The sequence below is a fragment of the Streptomyces sp. NPDC000348 genome (assembly GCF_042898795.1).
Taxonomy (GTDB): Bacteria; Actinomycetota; Actinomycetes; order Streptomycetales; family Streptomycetaceae; genus Streptomyces.
Genome location: NZ_JBIAZD010000025.1, coordinates 1 through 16,855, shown reverse-complemented (window position 1 = coordinate 16,855; position 16,855 = coordinate 1). Strand labels below are relative to the sequence as shown.

At 73.2% G+C, this 16,855-nt stretch carries 16 protein-coding genes and 3 pseudogenes; 10 read left to right on the top strand and 9 right to left on the bottom strand.

Annotation, left to right across the window (positions count from 1 at the left end):
* Positions 1 to 53: 53 nt before the first annotated feature.
* The 3 genes and pseudogenes from ACFY3N_RS32920 to ACFY3N_RS32910 form a co-directional block, all read left to right on the top strand.
* The gene (locus tag ACFY3N_RS32920) at positions 54 to 806 is read left to right on the top strand and encodes a TetR/AcrR family transcriptional regulator (RefSeq protein ID WP_390820473.1); all 753 of its coding nucleotides are present in this window, start codon (positions 54 to 56) and stop codon (positions 804 to 806) included.
* A gap of 74 nt (positions 807 to 880) precedes the next feature.
* Positions 881 to 1,225: pseudogene (locus ACFY3N_RS32915) on the top strand (sensor histidine kinase); the annotation flags it as partial.
* A 65-nt stretch (positions 1,226 to 1,290) separates the two neighbouring features.
* Positions 1,291 to 1,488, top strand: a pseudogene (locus ACFY3N_RS32910) (response regulator transcription factor); the annotation flags it as partial.
* Here the strand turns inward: ACFY3N_RS32910 and ACFY3N_RS32905 are convergent.
* Complete coding sequence (locus ACFY3N_RS32905) at positions 1,449 to 1,733, bottom strand: DUF6332 family protein (RefSeq protein ID WP_390820550.1); 285 nt, start codon at positions 1,731 to 1,733, stop codon at positions 1,449 to 1,451. The pseudogene ACFY3N_RS32910 and the gene ACFY3N_RS32905 overlap by 40 nt on opposite strands.
* A 387-nt stretch (positions 1,734 to 2,120) precedes the next feature.
* Here ACFY3N_RS32905 and ACFY3N_RS32900 point away from each other — a divergent pair, with 387 nt between their 5' ends.
* Entirely contained in the window at positions 2,121 to 2,516 is a 396-nt protein-coding gene (locus ACFY3N_RS32900; RefSeq protein ID WP_390820472.1) for a MarR family winged helix-turn-helix transcriptional regulator, read from the top strand.
* 19 nt (positions 2,517 to 2,535) lie between these two features.
* Here ACFY3N_RS32900 and ACFY3N_RS32895 read toward each other — a convergent pair whose 3' ends face one another.
* From ACFY3N_RS32895 to ACFY3N_RS32885, 3 genes and pseudogenes are all read right to left on the bottom strand, one after another.
* Positions 2,536 to 3,273: a maleylpyruvate isomerase family mycothiol-dependent enzyme gene (locus ACFY3N_RS32895; protein ID WP_390820471.1), complete on the bottom strand. Its 738-nt coding sequence runs from the start codon at positions 3,271 to 3,273 to the stop codon at positions 2,536 to 2,538.
* Between the two features lie 35 nt (positions 3,274 to 3,308).
* Positions 3,309 to 4,199 carry an SDR family oxidoreductase gene (locus ACFY3N_RS32890; protein ID WP_390820470.1) on the bottom strand — a complete coding sequence of 297 codons (891 nt, stop codon included), beginning with the start codon at positions 4,197 to 4,199 and terminating at the stop codon, positions 3,309 to 3,311.
* A 250-nt stretch (positions 4,200 to 4,449) separates the two neighbouring features.
* Positions 4,450 to 4,660, bottom strand: a pseudogene (locus ACFY3N_RS32885) (MFS transporter); the annotation flags it as partial.
* A gap of 262 nt (positions 4,661 to 4,922) precedes the next feature.
* Between ACFY3N_RS32885 and ACFY3N_RS32880 the strand changes: the two are divergent.
* Together ACFY3N_RS32880 and ACFY3N_RS32875 are read left to right on the top strand one after the other, a co-directional pair.
* Complete coding sequence (locus ACFY3N_RS32880; RefSeq protein WP_390820469.1) at positions 4,923 to 5,711, top strand: hypothetical protein; 789 nt, start codon at positions 4,923 to 4,925, stop codon at positions 5,709 to 5,711.
* Between the two features lie 174 nt (positions 5,712 to 5,885).
* Positions 5,886 to 6,527: a class F sortase gene (locus ACFY3N_RS32875; RefSeq protein WP_390820468.1), complete on the top strand. Its 642-nt coding sequence runs from the start codon at positions 5,886 to 5,888 to the stop codon at positions 6,525 to 6,527.
* Between the two features lie 58 nt (positions 6,528 to 6,585).
* Here ACFY3N_RS32875 and ACFY3N_RS32870 read toward each other — a convergent pair whose 3' ends face one another.
* From ACFY3N_RS32870 to ACFY3N_RS32850, 5 genes are all read right to left on the bottom strand, one after another.
* Entirely contained in the window at positions 6,586 to 8,223 is a 1,638-nt protein-coding gene (locus tag ACFY3N_RS32870; RefSeq protein WP_390820467.1) for a cellulase family glycosylhydrolase, read from the bottom strand.
* Between the two features lie 141 nt (positions 8,224 to 8,364).
* The gene (locus tag ACFY3N_RS32865; RefSeq protein ID WP_390820466.1) at positions 8,365 to 9,474 is read right to left on the bottom strand and encodes a GDSL-type esterase/lipase family protein; all 1,110 of its coding nucleotides are present in this window, start codon (positions 9,472 to 9,474) and stop codon (positions 8,365 to 8,367) included.
* Positions 9,475 to 9,646: 172 nt separating this feature from the next.
* Positions 9,647 to 11,140, bottom strand: coding sequence for a tripartite tricarboxylate transporter permease (locus ACFY3N_RS32860; RefSeq protein WP_390820465.1), 1,494 nt, complete (start codon positions 11,138 to 11,140; stop codon positions 9,647 to 9,649).
* A 1-nt stretch (position 11,141) separates the two neighbouring features.
* The gene (locus tag ACFY3N_RS32855; protein ID WP_390820464.1) at positions 11,142 to 11,681 is read right to left on the bottom strand and encodes a tripartite tricarboxylate transporter TctB family protein; all 540 of its coding nucleotides are present in this window, start codon (positions 11,679 to 11,681) and stop codon (positions 11,142 to 11,144) included.
* The gene (locus ACFY3N_RS32850) at positions 11,678 to 12,661 is read right to left on the bottom strand and encodes a Bug family tripartite tricarboxylate transporter substrate binding protein (RefSeq protein WP_390820463.1); all 984 of its coding nucleotides are present in this window, start codon (positions 12,659 to 12,661) and stop codon (positions 11,678 to 11,680) included. Before ACFY3N_RS32850 ends, ACFY3N_RS32855 begins: the two co-directional genes overlap by 4 nt.
* A gap of 296 nt (positions 12,662 to 12,957) precedes the next feature.
* Here ACFY3N_RS32850 and ACFY3N_RS32845 point away from each other — a divergent pair, with 296 nt between their 5' ends.
* The 4 genes from ACFY3N_RS32845 to ACFY3N_RS32830 all read left to right on the top strand — a co-directional run bounded on the left by ACFY3N_RS32845 (position 12,958) and on the right by ACFY3N_RS32830 (position 16,671).
* The gene (locus ACFY3N_RS32845) at positions 12,958 to 13,713 is read left to right on the top strand and encodes a response regulator (RefSeq protein WP_390820462.1); all 756 of its coding nucleotides are present in this window, start codon (positions 12,958 to 12,960) and stop codon (positions 13,711 to 13,713) included.
* A 185-nt stretch (positions 13,714 to 13,898) separates the two neighbouring features.
* Positions 13,899 to 15,011, top strand: coding sequence for a Gfo/Idh/MocA family protein (locus tag ACFY3N_RS32840; RefSeq protein WP_390820461.1), 1,113 nt, complete (start codon positions 13,899 to 13,901; stop codon positions 15,009 to 15,011).
* Positions 15,011 to 15,955 carry a PmoA family protein gene (locus ACFY3N_RS32835; RefSeq protein ID WP_390820460.1) on the top strand — a complete coding sequence of 315 codons (945 nt, stop codon included), beginning with the start codon at positions 15,011 to 15,013 and terminating at the stop codon, positions 15,953 to 15,955. The genes ACFY3N_RS32840 and ACFY3N_RS32835 overlap by 1 nt, the downstream gene beginning before the upstream one ends.
* The gene (locus tag ACFY3N_RS32830) at positions 15,952 to 16,671 is read left to right on the top strand and encodes a cupin (RefSeq protein WP_390820549.1); all 720 of its coding nucleotides are present in this window, start codon (positions 15,952 to 15,954) and stop codon (positions 16,669 to 16,671) included. The genes ACFY3N_RS32835 and ACFY3N_RS32830 overlap by 4 nt, the downstream gene beginning before the upstream one ends.
* Positions 16,672 to 16,855: the final 184 nt, after the last annotated feature.

The window sequence follows — 16,855 nt, the reverse complement described above, 5'->3', positions numbered from 1 at the left end:
TTCACCGCTCTTGTTTGTGTTCGCTGCTCTGGATTCGTGGAACACTGGTCCGCATGAGCAGCCCCGCACACGGCGCCCGTGCCCGGGCCAGGATCGAAGTCACCGCGGCCATCAAGGAAGAGGCCCGCAGACAGCTGGCCGAGGAGGGCGCGGCCAAGCTCTCGCTGCGGGCCGTCGCCCGTGAGCTGGGCATGGCCTCCTCCGCGCTCTACCGCTACTTCCCCAGCCGTGACGACCTGCTGACCGCGCTCATCATCGACGCCTACGACTCCCTCGGCGCGGCGGTCGAAGCGGCCCGGGACGCGGCCGCCGGCCTCGGACCGGTGCGGCGCTGGACCGCCGTGTGCGAGGGCGCGCGCGGCTGGGCGCTCGGGCACCCGCACGAGTACGCGCTGATCTACGGAACGCCCGTGCCCGGCTACTCCGCGCCCGAGACGACCATCCCGGCCGCCGCCCGCGCCGCTCACGTCCTCATCGGCATCCTCCGCGACGCGCACCAGGGCCTCGGCCTCGCCAAGCCCCCGCTGCCGGCCGAGCTGAGGCCCGAGGCCGTGCGCATGGCCGCCGACCTCGCCCCCGACCTGCCGCCCGAGGTGGTGGCGACGATGGTCGCCGCCTGGGCCCAGCTGTTCGGGCTGATCGGGTTCGAGCTGTTCGGGCAGTTCAACCGGGTGGTGGAGGACCGCGACACGTTCTTCCGCCACGCGGTGGGGCAACTCGCGCACACCGTGGGCCTGGTGTACCCGCAGCAGGGACCCGCGGGCGGGCCGGGCGGGCCGGGCGGGCCCGCCGCCGGGACGTCGTAGGAGGCCGGGCGGACGGGCGTACTTCGCCGGGAGTACGCGTGACCACCGCATCGGGCCGACGTCGCACCGGGCGCCTCTACGCCGGGGCCGGATATCCGTACGGACCGGTGTTCCTCACCGTCGCCGTCGCCTGCTTCGGCGCGGTCGTCTCGGGGTACCGGTATGCCGCATGGGCGGCGGTGGCGACTCTCTGGGCGGGGCACGTACTGATCGCCCACGTCCTGTTCCGATGGCTGCCGCCCTCCGGCGACCGGGCCGCCTCCTGGACCCAGGAGATCGTGATCGCCGCCTGGGTGGTGGCGCTCGTGGCGGTGTCGGAACTGGCCCGGACCCGCCGTGAACAGGGGGCGCGGGAGCGGGCCGAACGGGCCCGGGCGGCGCGGCGGCGCGCGGACGAGGAGCGGCTGCGGATCGAACGGGGCGAGGGGCGGCTGCGGCTGCGTGTCGACGACGACGGGCCCGCCACCGGCGCCGACGCGGGCGGCAGCGGGAGCGGGAGGTCATGGCCCTGGTCGGCATCGGCCTGTCCAACGAGGAGATCGCCCGCCGGCTGGTCGTCAGCCCGCTCACCGCCAAGACCCACGTCAGCCGCACCATGGGGAAGCCGGTCGCCCGCGACCGGGCCCAGCTGGTGGTGCCGGCCTACGAGTCGGGTCTGGTGCGGCCCGGCTGGCTGGGCTGAGCCGCCCGCCGGAACCGGACCAGCACGGCCACCGTGCGGACGGCGAACAGCACGGCCGCGAGCAGCGCTCCGGTGTGGCGCAGCACCGTCTCGAAGGCGCCCGGCAGCTCGAAGAGCAGTACCGGCCCCGCCACGGCCCCCAGGACGACCGCCGCCGCGAACGCCGCGCTGCACAGCGCGTATCCGATCTCGACGGTGATCGCGTCCCGCTCGGCCTGGCTCCGCCGTCCCCCGCGCCCCGTCACGTCCGCCCCCTGGATCCGGTCACCCGAGGAGTGAAACAGGCGTGCGCCCCGGAGGGCAAGGAACCCGGCCGGGGCGCGCGCACCGGGGACGGCCCCCTGGCCGCGGGCGCCGGCGCGCTCCGCCTCCGTCGCCCGGACGGTGGGCTCGGCCACGACCGCGGAGCGGCCGTCGTCGGCCCGGCGGCTGCCGTGCGGTCCCGTGAGCGTGACGAGCGGGCCGGTGCAGGGGACGAGCGGGCCGGTGCGGGGGACGACGGCCGTCCTCGCGGCGCGGAGCACCGGCGGGCGCGCCCCGCGGCCGGGGCCCGGCGTCCGCCGGGGACGGGGCGGCGAACGCAGGGGCCGTGCCCGGGAGACGTGCGTGCGCATGCCTGCTACGGTGCGCCCATGGCGGCGAAGCAGGCCGAACAGGCGCTCGTGGAACGGTGGCGGGAGGTGCTCGCGCTGCATGCGCGCACCCAGTGCGAGATCGACCGCGCCCTGCACGAACACGGCTTGTGCGCCAGCGACTTCGAGGTGCTCGACATCCTCGCGCAGGATTTCGGGCCGGGCGGCTGCTCCTACCGTGTCCAGGAGATCTCCGAGCACGTCCATCTGAGCCAGAGCGCGCTGTCCCGGCTGGTCGCCCGGCTGGAGAAGGAGGGTCTCGCCGAGCGCGGGACGTGCCCGGAGGACCGGCGGGGGGTGCGGGTGTCGCTCACGGAGAAGGGGCGCGCGCTGCACGGCGAGGTACTGCCGGTGCAGCGCGCGGTGCTGGCCCGGATGCTCTCCGACGCCGGGTGACGGGGCCGGCGAGGGGCTCTCAGACGACGGCGGACCTCTCCCGCCACAGCGCGGCGAGCTCCGGATCACCCGAGACCGCCGGCACCGGCGCCCGGTTCCACAGCGCGAGGTACAACTGATCGGCGGGTCCGGCCAGTTCGCACTCCGCGTCCCCGGACGCGTCCCGGACGGTCACCGGCGGCTCCTGGGACAGCCGTACGGTCCACACCGCGTCCGCGTCGGTCGCGCGCACCCGCAGGACCCGGGGCGCCCGGGTGCGCACCCGGCTCCTGGGCCGCGCGTGGAACCCGCGCAGCAGCTCGTCGACGCCGTCCACGGCGAAATCCGTGGCGATCGGCGAGGGCGTGCCGCCGCGTGCCGACTCGGCGTCGAACCGGTGGACGGTCGTCTCGTGCGCCTGCCGGCGGGCCCAGAACGCGAGCGCGGAGGGCGGACCGGGCAGAAAGGTGAAGCACTCCACGTCGGGCGCCGCGCCGGCCAGGGTGTCCACCAGGCGGCGGTGACCTTCGCGGTACCAGGCCATGAGCCCGGCGCCGTCCAGCGCGGGGTGTTCGCCCATCGGGCGCGGCGCGGTGTGCCCGTCCGCGACGAAGGCCGCGGCCCACCGGTGCACCGCACCGGTGTGCCGGACCAGGTCCCGCGTACGCCACCCCGGGCAGGCCGGGACGACGGCGTCCGTGCCCGCCCGCTCCGCGGCGTCGGCCAGCAACCGGCCTTCTTCCTCCAGCGTTTCCAGGAACCGGGAAGTGTCCGTCATGGGCAGGAGTCTGCCGTACGGACGCCCGCCGGGTCCTACGGAAGCGGGGTCCCGCCGGTCGCGTTGACGATCTCCGCGGTGATGTACGACGCCTCCTGCGAGGCGAGGAAGACATACGCCGGGGCCATCTCGGCCGGCTGGGCCGGACGCCCGATGGGCGCCTGCTTGCCGAACTCCGTGGTGTCCGGCAGGGTCGCCGGGATCAGCGGCGTCCACACCGGCCCCGGAGCCACGGCGTTGACCCGGATGCCCCGCTCGATCAGCATCTGCGCCAGCCCCTGGGTGAACGTGACGATGGCGCCCTTCGTGGTCGCGTAGTCCAGCAGGTGCGGGCTCGGCTTGTAGGCCTGCACGGAGGCCGAGTTGATGATGCTTCCGCCCTCCCGCATGTGCGGCACGGCCAGCTTGCACAGCCAGAACATGCCGTACAGGTTGGTCCGCATCACGCGGTCGAACTGCTCGGTGGAGATCGCCTCGATGCCGTCGGGCTGCGACATCTGGTACGCCGCGTTGTTCACCAGGACGTCGATCCGGCCGAACTCCGACACCGCGCGGTCGATCAGCGCCCGGCAGTTCTCCTCCTCCCGCACGTCGCACGTCACGGGCACGGCCCGCCGCCCGGCCTCCTCCACCCATCGCACGGTCTCGGCGGCGTCGTCCTTCTCGCTCTCCAGGTACGTGAAGACCACGTCGGCGCCCTCGCGGGCGAACGCCAGGGCTACCGCCCGGCCGATCCCCGAGTCCCCGCCCGTGATCACGGCGATGCGGTCCGCCAGCCGGCCGCTGCCCCGGTAGGAGTCCTCCCCGTGGTCCGGCGGCGGATCCATGGGGCCGGTCCATCCGGGGTGCGGCTGGTCCTGGGAGGGGAAGTCGGGGGTCGGGTGCTGCTCGACGGGATTCTGCTGTTCGGTCACGGTCTCTCCCATGTCCGTGGAGGGGCGGTCGCGTGGTCGGCCCCCGCCGGCCGATGACCGGCGGACGCCGGCACCCGGGTACCCCGGCACCGCGCATCCGATCCGTCCCGTCCCACCGCCCCGCGGGGCCGGGGGACCGCACGGAATCAGTCCGCGTGCACGTGACGGGTCGCGATGGCGGTGGCCACCGCCGCCAGTACCGCCATGCCGGTCAGCGCGGCCGGGAGACTGAACCGGTCCGCCATGAAGCCGATCGCGGGCGGGCCGAGGAGCATGCCGCCCAGGCTGAACGCGGCGTGGAAGCCGGGTATGACGGGCCGCCCCAGCGCGGCCACCAGGTCGACGGCGGCACTGTTGAAGGCGACGTTGATCCCGCCGTACGCCGCGCCGAACAGCAGCAGCACGACGCCGAGCGCGAGGACGGAACGGGTCAGCGGGGGCAGCGCGACGCCGAGGCAGAGCAGCACCGCGCAGAACCCGGCACCGCACTGTGCGAACGGATTTTGTTTATTGTCGGCACAAAGTCAGGTCGGGGGGCGGCGCGGCCCGGGGCAAGGGAGGCCGTGAAGGGGTGGCCGCGGCCGGTGTGCCGCCGGATGAGTGGAGGCGTTAACCCGTGTGAACGCCCCGGATGGTGGGACCGGGTGCCATGACCGAGCGTGGATCATGCCGGAGCCCGGGACATCCGTGCTGACGAGGAGTCAGCTGCCCGGCCTCCCGTGGAAGGACTCTCAGATGCGCTCTGCCCGCATGCTGCTCGCCACCGCGACGGCCACGGCGGCCCTCGCCATCGCCGCGCCCGTAGCCTACGCCGACCACTCGGGCGACGGGGGGCATGACGATTCCTCCTACAGCAAGGAGTACGAGAAGGAGAGCAAGGAGTCGGAGAAGGAGAGCAAGGAGTACGAGGAGGAGAGCAAGGAGTCGGAGAAGGAGAGCAAGGAGTACGAGGAGGAGAGCAAGGAGTCGGAGAAGGACGGCGAGTACGCCAAGCCGCACGGCGGCATGCACACCGGCGGCGGGGCCCTGGCCGTCGTGAACGACAAGGACAGCGAGTACGAGAAGGACGGCGAGCACGCCAAGGACAGCGAGTCCGAGAAGAAGGACGGCGAGTACGAGAAGGACGGCGAGCACGCCAAGGACAGCGAGTCCGAGAAGGACAGCGAGTCCGAGAAGGAGAGCAAGGAGTACGAGAAGGACGGCGAGTACACCAAGCCGCACGGCGGCATGCACACGGGCGGCGGGGCCCTGGCCGCCGTGAACGAAGAGGACTGGGGCACCGCCAAGGACCCGAAGTACGACCCGGAGACGTACAAGGAGAAGGACGACTCGCAGAGCGAGAAGTCCTACGGCGGCAAGCAGGACAAGGAGTGGAACAAGGAGAAGCCGCACGGCGGCATGCACACCGGCGGCGGCGGGCTCGCCGGGCCCGGCGTCACCACGGGCGGCCTGGCCGCACTGGCGGTTCTCGGCACCGGCGCCTACGCGCTGCGCCGCAAGAAGGCCGCCGGGAGCGTGGCCTGAGCCATGCCCGGCGCCATAACGGGGCCGTCGTGCGTGCCTCGCACGTCATGACGGCCCCGCTCGTCCGTCCGTGTGCCGTGTCCGAATGAGGTGGTCCCCCCGATGCCGGCCAGTCCCCCTTCCCCCCTCGAAACCGATCAGGCGCCGCCGGAGCGGCGGAGGCTGCGCGCCGTCATGACAGCGGTCTTCTGGAGCGGAGCGGGCCTGCTGCTCGCCACGACCCTGATGGGCGGCGGGGAAGACCCTCCCGACGACGCCCACGGACCGCGCGCGGCATCCGCGGTCTCCGCCGCGCCGTCCACCCCCGCCGCGAGCGCCCCGGCCGCCGGCGAGCCCGCCACCCGCGAACCGGCGGCCGGGGCCCTGCCACGGTCCGAGCCGATCCGGCTGCTCATCCCCGACATCGACGTCGACGCCCCCTTCACCGACCTCGCCATCGGCAGCAAGGGCCGGCTCGATCCGCCGCCGGCGCACAACACCAACCTGGTCGGCTGGTACGCCGAGGGCGTCTCCCCGGGCGAACGCGGTACGGCGATCATCGCCGGGCACGTGGACACCGCGACGTCCCCGGCCGTGTTCGCGCGGCTCGGCGAACTCGACAAGGGCGACCGTTTCCGGGTGCTGCGCGCCGACGGCAGCAAGGCGACGTTCGTGGTGGACGAGGCGGAGTCCTTCGAGAAGGACGACTTCCCCGACGAGCGCGTGTACGCCGACACCCCCGACGCCCAGGTGCGGCTCATCACCTGCGCCGGGGACTACGACCACGCCGCCAAGGACTACACCGAGAACCTGGTGGTCTTCGCCCACCTGGTCTGAGCCGGCCGGGACGGCGGACTGCCCGGAAGGGGGAGGGAGCCTTCCGGGCAGCGGTCCGTCAGACCACGGAGCAGTTCACGCCGTTGAGGCTGAACGCCGTGGGACTGGGGTTCGCGCCGGTCCGCGAGGCCGTGAAGCCGAGGCCGACCGAGCCGGACGCGGGGATCGACGCGGTGTACGAGGCGGAGGTGACGCTGACCTCGGAACCGCTCTGCGCCGGCGTACCGCCCCACATGTGGGTGATGCGCTGGTCGGCGGGGAAGGTCCAGCGCAGCGTCCAGCCGTTCACCGCGGAGCCGCCCGTGTTGCGGACGGTGACCTCGCCCTGGAACCCGCCGGGCCACTCGCCCGTCACCCGGTAGCCGATCGCGCAGGCACCCGTCGTGCCGCCGGAGGACGTGGTCACGGTCACCGTGGCGGAGCGCTGCGAGCGGTTGCCGGCCGCGTCCCGGGCGTAGACGGCGAAGGTGTAGGCCGTGTCCGGGGTGAGTCCGGTGACGGTGGCGGAGGTGCCGGCCGTCGTGGTGACGACGCTCTCCGCACCGCCGCTGATCCGCACGACGTCGTAGCCCGTGACACCGCTCGCGTCGGTGGCCGCGCCCCAGGTGAGGGTCGCGGACGAGGAGGTCACCGCCGAGGCGCTCGGGGTGCCGGGAGCGGTCGGGGCCGTGGTGTCGCCGCCGGAGCCGGACCCGTAGACCGCGGCCTCCTCGGACGTGGCGGCGATGCCGTCGGCGCCGTCGAAGAGGCGCTCACCCCAGCTGGTCGGCTGGTTCGGGTCGAAGTTCGTGACCATGTCGAGGTACTCGACGCCGCCGCCGTTGCCGCTCCAGGACCACCCGAGGTAGCCGAGACCGAGCTGCCGGGTGACGGCCAGGATGGTGTCCTCGTCGGGGTTGCCGTCGGAGTGGTTGTGTCCGAACTCCCCCACCACGATGGGGAGTTTCGCCGAGACGAAGCGGCCCAGGTAGTCGTTGATCTCGGCGGCGGTGTCGAAGACGCCGTACATGTGGATGGAGAACACGGTGTTGGCGTCCGGGTCGGCGGCGAAGACCGAGGCGGCGTTGTCACGCATGGTGAACGCCCAGTCCTGGCCCCAGTTGGGTGCGTCGACCATGAGCGTGTGGTCGAAGCCGGCGTCGCGCAGCTTCTGGATCGCGGCCTTGGTGTCGGCCGTCCAGGCCGTGTAACCGGTGTTGCCGTACGGCTCGTTGCCGATGTTGACGATGACGTGGTCCTCCTGGCCGGCCAGGGCGCTTCGGACGCTGATCCAGTAGTCGGCGGCGCGGGAGAGGGTGACCGCTCCGCTCTGCTCGCCGTAACCGGTGGTGTCGTGCACCTCCAGGACGCAGATCAGCCGGTTCTGCTTGCACTGCGCGACGACGTCTCCCACGTCGGCGGCGTCGTTGCGGGTCCAGCGGTCGCCGCTGGAGAGGACGACGCGCACGGTGTTGGCGCCCTTGGCCTTGATGTGCGCCAGTGAGCCGAGCCGGTCGGCGTACCAGGTGTGCGCGTGGTTGACGCCGCGCATCACGAAGTCGTTCCCGGACGCCTCGAGGAGGCGGCCGTTCTCGACGCGGAAACCGGTGGGCGCCGCGTGCGCCGGAGTGGTGGAGGCGAGGAGCGGGAGGAGGAGTCCCAGGAGGGCGGCGAGAAGGCCGACGGCTCGTGGGGAGGCGGGCGTACGGGGTCTCATGGCGGCTCCAGTGGGTGCGGTCGGCTGTGCGTGCTGTCCCTGTGTCCGTGCTGTGCGGCGGTACGTGCCGGGGGCGAGGGGTGACGGCACGCCGGGGTGTGCCGTGCGTGACGAGGTGGCCCGGGCCGGATCGTCCGGGTGTCAGGAGGTGGCCGTGCAGGTGACGGTCGCCGCCGGGGCGGAAGAGGTTGCCGGAGCGGTGGCGATGAGGCCGAAGGAGGCGCTCGCACCGGGGGCGAGGGCCCCGTTCCAGCTCGCGTTGGTAACGGTGGCCGTGCCGTCGGCGGCCGTGCCGAGGGTGCCGTTCCAGACCTGGCCGACACGGGCGCCGTCGCTCGGTACGACCGTCACCCTCCAGCCCGTGACGGGGGCGGCGGAGGTGTTGCGTACCGTCACCTCGGCCTGGTAGCCGCCCTGCCAGGTGGAGACCGCCCGGAAGGACGCGGTGCAGGTGGCGTCGCCGGGGACGCCCGGGTCATCGGGGTCGCCGGGGACGCCCGCCTCCAGCAGTGCGGCCAGGGCCGGGAACCAGCGTGCGGCGATCTTCTCGTTGCCGGCGTCGTTCGGGTGGACGCCGTCGTAGGTGTCGGTGGCCGTGTCGAAACCCGTCCACTGGTCGACCACGGTCACCGGGGAGCGGCCGGTGCCCGCCGCCGCGGCCCACGCGGGGATCCGGGCGTTGAGGTCGACCACGCGCTGGGCGCAGGCGGCGCAGGTGCCGGGGTTCATCGGGATGATCCGGGCGACGAGGATCCGCATGTCCGGGTTGGACTCCCGCATCTGACCCACGAGCTTCGTGTAGGCGGCGAGGATGCGGTCGGGGGAGACGCTGCTCCAGACGTCGTTCGTGCCGAAGTGCATGACAACGATGTCCGGCAATGTCGCCGCCAGTCGTGCGGGAAGCAGGTTCTGGTCCGCCACGTTGGTGACCAGTTCGCCGCCGTGTCCTTCGTTGTCCCCGTCGTGTGCCACGCCGCAGCCCTGCGCGGGCAGGGTGCCGACGAAGTCGATGTCCGTGTGCCCGGCGTCCAGCAGCCGGTTCCACAGCAGGGCCCGCCAGCAGCCCGGCGACCCGGTGATGGAGTCGCCCAGCGGCATGACGCGCACCGGGTCGGCCGCGGCGGCTTCACCGGCGGTGGCCGGTGAAGCCGCCGCGGCCGGCGTGGGGGCCGGGTCGAGGGGGAGGAGCAGGACGGCCAGCAGGCCGAGGAGCGGAAGCGTGCGTAAGCGGAGGAGGCGGGTGTCGCGCATGGTTTCCCCTTCCCTGGATGAGGTGGGAGCGCTCCCATGCCGTCATCAAGCCACTATTGTCATTCACGCGTCAAGAGGCTGGACGGATTACGGCCCCGGCGCCGCAGGGTCCGTACGCCGTCGGGGCGTGGCCTCCGCGTGCCGCGCCCCGACCGGCGAATCCCGCGTTCGATCAGGTCCCGGCGCCCTTGCGGGGCAGCGCCCTGCGCACCAGCGGCCAGGCCGGCAGCAGCACGACGACCGCGTAGACGGTCACCGAGAACGGCGTGTCGACCAGACCCGTGACGCTGCCGTCGCTGATCTGCAGGGCGCGGCGCAGCTGCTGTTCGGCGGCCGGGCCGAGGACGACACCGATGACGGCGGGCAGCACCGGCAGTCCGTACCGCCGCATTCCGAAGCCGATCAGGCCGATCACCAGCAGGATCACCAGGTCGATCACCTCGCCGCCGACCGCGTACGCGCCCACCGCCGCGAAGAACATGATCCCGGCGTAGAGGTACGGCCGCGGGATGCGCAGCAGCTTCGCCCACACCGGGGCCAGCGGCAGGTTGAGGGCGAGCAGCAGCACCATGCCGACGAACAGCGAGGCGATCAGGCCCCACACCAGGTCGGGTTCGCGTTCGAACAGCAGTGGGCCGGGCTGGATGCCGTACTGCTGGAACGCGGCCAGCATCACCGCCGCGACCGCCGTGGTCGGCAGGCCCAGGGTCAGCATGGACACCAACGTGCCCGCCGCCGAGGCCGACGCCGCCGACTCCGGACCCGCCACGCCCTCGATGGCGCCCTTGCCCCACTCGTCCTTGTGCTTCGACAGCCGCTTCTCCGTGACGTACGACAGGAAGGTCGGGATCTCCGCCCCGCCCGCCGGGATCGCGCCGAACGGGAAGCCGATGAACGGGCCGCGCGCCCATGACTTCCAGGTGCGCCGCACATCGGCGCGGCCCAGCCACGGCCGGCCCACCGGGATCGGGTCCGGCGGCCTGCGCCGCAGATGCGCCGCGACCCACAGCGCCTCACCGATCGCGAACAGGCCCACCGCGACGATCACCACGTCGACGCCGTCGGCGAGTTGCAGCGAGCCGAACGTCAGCCGCTGCTGGCCGGTCATCTGGTCCAGGCCCACCAGGCCGATCGTCAGACCGATCAGCAGCGAGGCCATGCCCCGGATCCGGGACGAACCCAGCACCGACGTCACGGCGATGAACGCCAGCACCATGATGGCGAAGTAGTCCGGGGCGCCGATGTCCACGGCCAGGTCCGCGACCGTCGGGGCCAGCGCCACCAGCAGGACCGTGCCGACCATGCCGCCCGCGAAGTGCCCGATGGCGGCGGCCGCGAGGGCCTGCGCGCCGCGCCCCGACTTGGCCATGGGGTTGCCCTCCATGGCCGCGACCACCGCCGCGCTCTCCCCGGGCGTGTTCAGCAGGATCGAGGTCGTCGAACCGCCGAACATCGCGCCGTAGTAGATCCCGGCGAACATGATGAACGCACCGGTCGGCTCGAGTCCGTACGTCACCGGCAGCAGCAGCGCCACCGCCATCGCCGGACCGATGCCGGGCAGCACCCCGATCGCGGTGCCGAGCAGCACGCCCACGGCGGCCCAGAGCAGATTGAGCGGGGTGAGGGCCGTACCGAAGCCGTCCATGAGGGAGTTGAGGGCGTTCATGTCACAGGACTCCCATCAGCGGACCGCCGGGCAGCGGCACTCCGAGCAGGTTGTTGAACACGGCGTAGGTGACGAAGGAGATCACCGCCGCGATCAGCGGATCGCGGTCGTGCCTGCGGCTGCCGAGCGCGAAGGCGGCGCCCCAGAAGAGCAGCGCGCCCGCGACCGGGAAGCCGAGCGGCTCGATCAGGACGGCGGTGCCGAGGAACACCCCGGCCAGCAGCAGCACCGTGCGCCAGTCGGCGGGTTCGGACAGGTCGACGTCCTCGCCGGTCTCGGCCCGGCCCCGGCCGCCGCGCAGGACGTCCACCGCCAGCAGGGCGGCGACGACGAGCAGGCCGGCGCCGACGGCGACCGGCACGGTCCTCGGGCCGACGGGCCCGCGCTGGGCGATGTCGACGTCCATGGTGAGCGCGTCGGTCAGGACGAGCACACCGAGCGCCAGCAGCAGTACGCAGACGCCGAGTTCGGAGTGGTCGCGGAGCCAGGAGCGCCGTTCGGCGGCGGGCGCCGGGGTCGTGCCGGCGGTCGGTGTCGTCACAGTCCGAGCTCCTTCAGCACCGAGACCACGCGCTTGTCCTCGGCTTCGAGGAACGCCCCGAACTCCTCGCCGGTCAGGAAGGCGTCGTCCCAGCCGTTGCGCTTCAGCGACTCCCGCCACTCGTCCGAGTCGTGCAGCCCCCGCACCAGGCGGACGAGCTTGCCGCGCTCGGCGTCGGTGAGGCCGGGCGGGGCGACGATGCCGCGCCAGTTGGTGAAACTCACGTCGTAGCCCGCCTCCTGGAGGGTCGGGGCGTCGAGGCCGGCGACCCGTTCCGGGCCGGTGACCGCGAGCAGGCGCAGCTCACCGGACTTGATCTGGTCGAGGTACTCACCGACACCGGAGACGCCGAAGGCGACCTTGTCGCCGAGGATCGAGGCGAGCAGTTCGCCGCCGCCGTCGAAGGGGATGTAGTTGACCTGCTTCGGCGGGATCCCGGCGGCCCGCGCCATCAGCATCGGCGCGAGGTGGTCGGGGCCGCCGGGGGAGGACCCGCCGCCCACCGGGAGCCTGCCGGGGTCCTCCTTCCAGGCGCGGATCAGGTCGTCGACCGTCCGGTACGGGGAGTCCTTCCCGACCACGACGACGTCCTGCTCCTCGGTGAGCCGGGCGATCGGAGTGGTGTCCGCGAGGGTCTTCGGCGCGTCGTTGGAGCGGACGGCGCCGACCACGCCCAGCCCCATCGACATGGCGAGCTTGCCGTTGCCGTGCTCGCTCACCAGCCGGCTCAGGCCGACGGTGCCGCCGGCGCCGGGCAGGTTGAACACCTCGACGGTGTGGGTGAGCCCGGCGTCCTCGGCGTTCTTCGCGGCCGTGCGGGCCGTGATGTCGTAGCCGCCGCCGGGCGAGTTGGGAACCATGAAGCGCAGGCCCGGGATCTGCGTGCCGGTCTCGGTGCCGCTGCCGGTCGTGAGCAGCGGCGGGCCCACGAGTACGAGCACGGCGGCCCCGAGCAGGGCGAGGGGTGTGCGTAGGCGCACGAGTGCCACCACCTGTCGGTCGGGTCGTCTGGGGTCGCGCCAGGCCCTGCGGGGGAGGGTGACGCGGGCCACATGGTGCCCGCGCGCCGGCGGGCTGTCGCGCTTGCGGAACCAATGGAGGTTGTGGTCATTGCGTCAGCGGAGCACCGTCAGTGGCGCACGTCTCTTTCCCCGGCCGCAGGTGGGGGCCATGATGGCGGCTCCGGCGCCGCGCCTCGTCGTGTCCGCCGGGGCGACGGCCGCCGACCAGGGGGTCCCGGTCACCTCATGGACGCGGTGGCGGAAGGAGCGAGACGATGGACAGCGGTCGGGGCGATCGCCCGGCGCCCGCGACGGTCGACGCGATCGACGTGCTCGTGGTCGACGACGACTTCCGGGTGGCACGGGTGCACCGTGCCTACGTCGAACGCCTCGACGTGTTCCGGGTCGTGGGGGTCGCCGGGACGGGTGAGCAGGCGATCGCCGCCGTGGACGAACTCCGTCCCGATCTGGTGCTGCTCGATCTGTATCTGCCCGATCTCTTCGGCCTTGACGTCATCCCCCGGCTGCGCACCGCCGGGCACGACTGCGACGTGATGGTCATCAGCGCCGCCCGCGAGGCGGACGCGGTGCGTGGCGCGGTCCGGCACGGCGTCGTCGACTACCTGCTCAAGCCGTTCGACTTCGAGGACCTGCGGGGACGTCTGGAGCGCTACGCCGGTCGGCGCGGCCGGCTGCTCGACACGGTGGTGCGCGGTCAGGCGGACGTCGACCGGGTGCTGGCCGGTGCGGCGGGGCCGGCGTCCCCGGTGCTGCCCAAGGGCATGAGCGCGGAGACCGCCGGTCTGGTCGAGCGCACCCTGCGCGGGACCGCCGGAACCCTGTCGGCCACCGAGTGCGCCGCTCTGACCGGGGTCTCCCGGGTCAGCGCCCGCCGGTACCTGGAGTACTTCCACACCGTGGGCATCGTGGAGGTGTCCTTGCGGTACGGGGCGACGGGGCGGCCCGAGCGGCGGTACCGGTTCCTGGGGCAGGGCGGAGGGCTGCGGTCGGGGGGCGGGGCGCGGGCGTAGGGGGCGGTTCGGGGGCGGAGCGCGGGCGCGGGCGCGGTTCCAGGGGCCGGGTTCTGGTTTCGGCCGGTCTCGAATACAGGGCATGGGGTTGTCCCCGCCTGCGGGCGGGCCTAGGGTCGGCGGTGAGGGAAAGCGCTTTCTAGAGTTTTCCGGTCCGCCTTCGTCGTCGTTCCGAGGAGCGCCGCATGTCCTTGTCCCCCGTCCGCCGCCGTGTCGCCGTCGTCGGCACCGGTGCGATCGTCAGCGGCGGCCATCTGCCCGCACTGCGCTCCCACGCCGACCGCACCGAACTGGTCGCCGCCGTCGACGTGGACCAGGGCCGGCTCGACGCCTTCCGCGCGTCCGCGGGGGAGCAGGTCGCCGGGTTCACCTCGATGGGCGCGATGCTGGACGCCGTACGGCCGGACCTGGTGCTGATCGGGACCCCGCCGTCGCTCCACCGGGAGCAGACGGTGGCCGCGCTCAAGGCCGGCGCCTGGGTGCTGTGCGAGAAGCCGCTGTGCCTGTCGCTCGCCGAGTACGACGACATCGCGGCCGCGGAGGAGGCATCGGGGGCGTACGCGTCCGTGATCTTCCAGCACCGCTACGGCTCGGGCGCCGTCCACGCCCGTGAGCTGATCCGCAGCGGTGAGCTGGGCGCCCCGCTGGTCGCGCACTGCCAGACCACCTGGCACCGGGACGCCGCGTACTACTCCGTGCCCTGGCGCGGACGCTGGGCCACCGAGGGCGGCGGGCCCACCATGGGCCACGGCATCCACCAGTACGACCTGCTGCTGCACCTGCTGGGGGAGTGGGAGGAGATACGGGCCATGGCGGCGCGCCTCGTCCACGACACCGAGAGCGAGGACGTCTCCACCGCCCTGGTCCGCTTCCGCGACGGCGCGCTCGCGACCGTCGTCAACAGCGTGCTCTCGCCCGACGAGGTGAGCCGGATCCGCGTCGACTGCGCGGACGCGACGGTCGAACTCACCCACCTGTACGGGCACGTCAACGACGACTGGACCTACACCCCGGCCCGGCACGTCGCCGCCGAGCGTGCCGCCGCCTGGCGTGCGCCCGCGCAGGACGTGCCCAGTTCGCACACGGCGCAGCTGGGCACCCTCCTCGACGCCTACGACGCCGGTGTACGACCGCCGGGGAGCGGGGCGGAGGCGCGGAGCACGCTCGAGTTCGCCGCCGCCCTGTACAAGGCCGCGTTCACCGGGCTGCCGGTGCGGGCCGGGGAGATCGGCCCCGGTGACCCGTTCCATGCGGCCATGCACGGTGGCCACTCCGACTGGGCGCCCGAGGAGCACTGATGGACATCCGCGTCACTCATGAGATCGGTGATGCCGTGGTGGTGACGACCGCGGGAGGTACGGAGATCCTGCGGTACGTCTACCGGCCCGACCCCGAGGCGTTCGAGTCCCGGAAGCCGTATGCCCATCCGGTGCGGACGCTGGGCGGGCGCACGGTCACCGGGTACCGGCCGAACGACCACCGCTGGCACAAGGGGCTGCAGATGACGGCCAGTCATCTGTCGGGGCAGAACTTCTGGGGCGGCAACTCGTATGTGCACGGGCGGGGTTACCTGCCTCTGCCCGAGCGTGTCGGGTCGATGCGGCACGACGGGTTCTCCGGGTTCGCCGTGGGGGACGGGCGGCTCGATCTCGTCGAGGAGCTCACCTGGGTGGAGAACGGCGGGGGTGAGTGGGCGCGGGAGGAGCGCGGGCTGAGCGTCCACTCGGTCGACGAGTCGGTCGGGGCGTGGGTGCTCGACTGGTCGATCCGGTTGAGCAATGTGCGGGATGTCGATTTGGTGTTCGGGTCTCCTACCACTGCGGGGCGGGAGCTGGCCGGGTACACCGGGTTGCAGTGGCGGGGGGCTCGGGACTTCACCGGGGGGACGGTCTTCGGGGCCGGAGCCGGGGCTGGGGTCGAGGCCGGGGCCGGGGCCGGGGAGATCATGGGGACGCAGGGGCCGTGGCTCGCCTTCACCGCCGAGCACGATGAGGTGGACGCCCGCTCCACGCTGGTCTTCGCGCACGCGCCCGAGAATCTCGACGAGAGGACCGCCGTGCATCCGTCGCACTGGTTCGTGCGCTCGGAGCCCATTCCGTCGGTCGCGTTCTCCTGGGCGTTCTTCGAGGAGTTCGCGTTGCCGCCGGGAGAGTCCTTCTCGTACCGCTACCGGATCGTGGTCGCGGACGGGGCGTGGGACCGGGAGCGGGTGGGATCGTATCTGGACGGGCTGCCGTGGTGAGCGGGTGCGACGCGCCGCTGCCGGGGGCCGTGGGGCTGTCGCACGTGAGCGCGTACGAGTGGGAGGCCGCGGACGGCGTGTGCGGGGGGAGTCCGCATCTGCATACGGTGTGCACGGAGGCGTACGTCGTCACCGGGGGCCGGGGCGCCGTGCAGACGCTCGGTTCCGACGGGTACCGGGACATCGCGCTGGAGGCGGGGACGGTCGCCTGGTTCACGCCGGGGACCGTGCACCGGATGGTGCAGGGCGGGGGGCTGCGGGTCACGGTGCTGATGCAGAACAGCGGGCTGCCCGAGGCCGGGGACGCGGTGTTCACGTTTCCGCCCGAGGTGCTGGCCGACCCCGAGCGCTACGCCGCGGCGGCGGTGCTTCCGTCCGGGGCGGGGCCGGCGGTGGAGGCGGCGGCGCGGCGGCGGAGGGACCTCGCGGTCGAGGGCTATCTCGTGCTGCGTGAGGCGCTGGTGGGGGGTGACGACGGGCCGTACCGGGAGTTCCGGCGTGCGGCGGCCCGGCTGGTGCGGGACCGGGTGCCGGTGTGGCGGGAGCTGTGGCGGTCCGGTGCCCTGGCCGCCGCCGAGCGGACGGGGGCTCAGTTGTCCGCGCTGGCCGCGGGCGACTGGGCGCACCTCGAAGAGGCGGCGGCGTATGAGACCGTGCCCGGTCGGCGGGGTGGCTTCGGCATGTGTGGCCGACGGGACGAGTACACGGTGCCGTGACCGTGCCTGCGGCGCGGGTGGGATGCGCGTGGCGCCTGGGGCCGGTGGGTGGGTCGGGGCCGGGTCGGGGGGGGGGGGGCGGGGGGCGGCGCCGGGGGGGGGGGTTGGCGGGGGGGGGGGGGCGGGGCCGCCCCCCCCCGCCGGCGGGCCCCCCCCAAACGAAGAACACCCCACATAAAAACCA

What these genes read in the sequence shown, in the direction of transcription:
- ACFY3N_RS32870 (WP_390820467.1), bottom strand. Translation starts at nt 8,223, where the DNA reads ATGAGACCCCGTACGCCCGCCTCCCCACGAGCCGTCGGCCTTCTCGCC.
- ACFY3N_RS32880 (WP_390820469.1), top strand. Translation starts at nt 4,923, where the DNA reads ATGCGCTCTGCCCGCATGCTGCTCGCCACCGCGACGGCCACGGCGGCC.
- ACFY3N_RS32875 (WP_390820468.1), top strand. Translation starts at nt 5,886, where the DNA reads ATGACAGCGGTCTTCTGGAGCGGAGCGGGCCTGCTGCTCGCCACGACC.
- ACFY3N_RS32865 (WP_390820466.1), bottom strand. Translation starts at nt 9,474, where the DNA reads ATGCGCGACACCCGCCTCCTCCGCTTACGCACGCTTCCGCTCCTCGGC.
- ACFY3N_RS32840 (WP_390820461.1), top strand. Translation starts at nt 13,899, where the DNA reads ATGTCCTTGTCCCCCGTCCGCCGCCGTGTCGCCGTCGTCGGCACCGGT.
- ACFY3N_RS32860 (WP_390820465.1), bottom strand. Translation starts at nt 11,140, where the DNA reads ATGAACGCCCTCAACTCCCTCATGGACGGCTTCGGTACGGCCCTCACC.
- ACFY3N_RS32890 (WP_390820470.1), bottom strand. Translation starts at nt 4,199, where the DNA reads ATGGGAGAGACCGTGACCGAACAGCAGAATCCCGTCGAGCAGCACCCG.
- ACFY3N_RS32845 (WP_390820462.1), top strand. Translation starts at nt 12,958, where the DNA reads ATGGACAGCGGTCGGGGCGATCGCCCGGCGCCCGCGACGGTCGACGCG.
- ACFY3N_RS32835 (WP_390820460.1), top strand. Translation starts at nt 15,011, where the DNA reads ATGGACATCCGCGTCACTCATGAGATCGGTGATGCCGTGGTGGTGACG.
- ACFY3N_RS32920 (WP_390820473.1), top strand. Translation starts at nt 54, where the DNA reads ATGAGCAGCCCCGCACACGGCGCCCGTGCCCGGGCCAGGATCGAAGTC.
- ACFY3N_RS32900 (WP_390820472.1), top strand. Translation starts at nt 2,121, where the DNA reads ATGGCGGCGAAGCAGGCCGAACAGGCGCTCGTGGAACGGTGGCGGGAG.
- ACFY3N_RS32895 (WP_390820471.1), bottom strand. Translation starts at nt 3,273, where the DNA reads ATGACGGACACTTCCCGGTTCCTGGAAACGCTGGAGGAAGAAGGCCGG.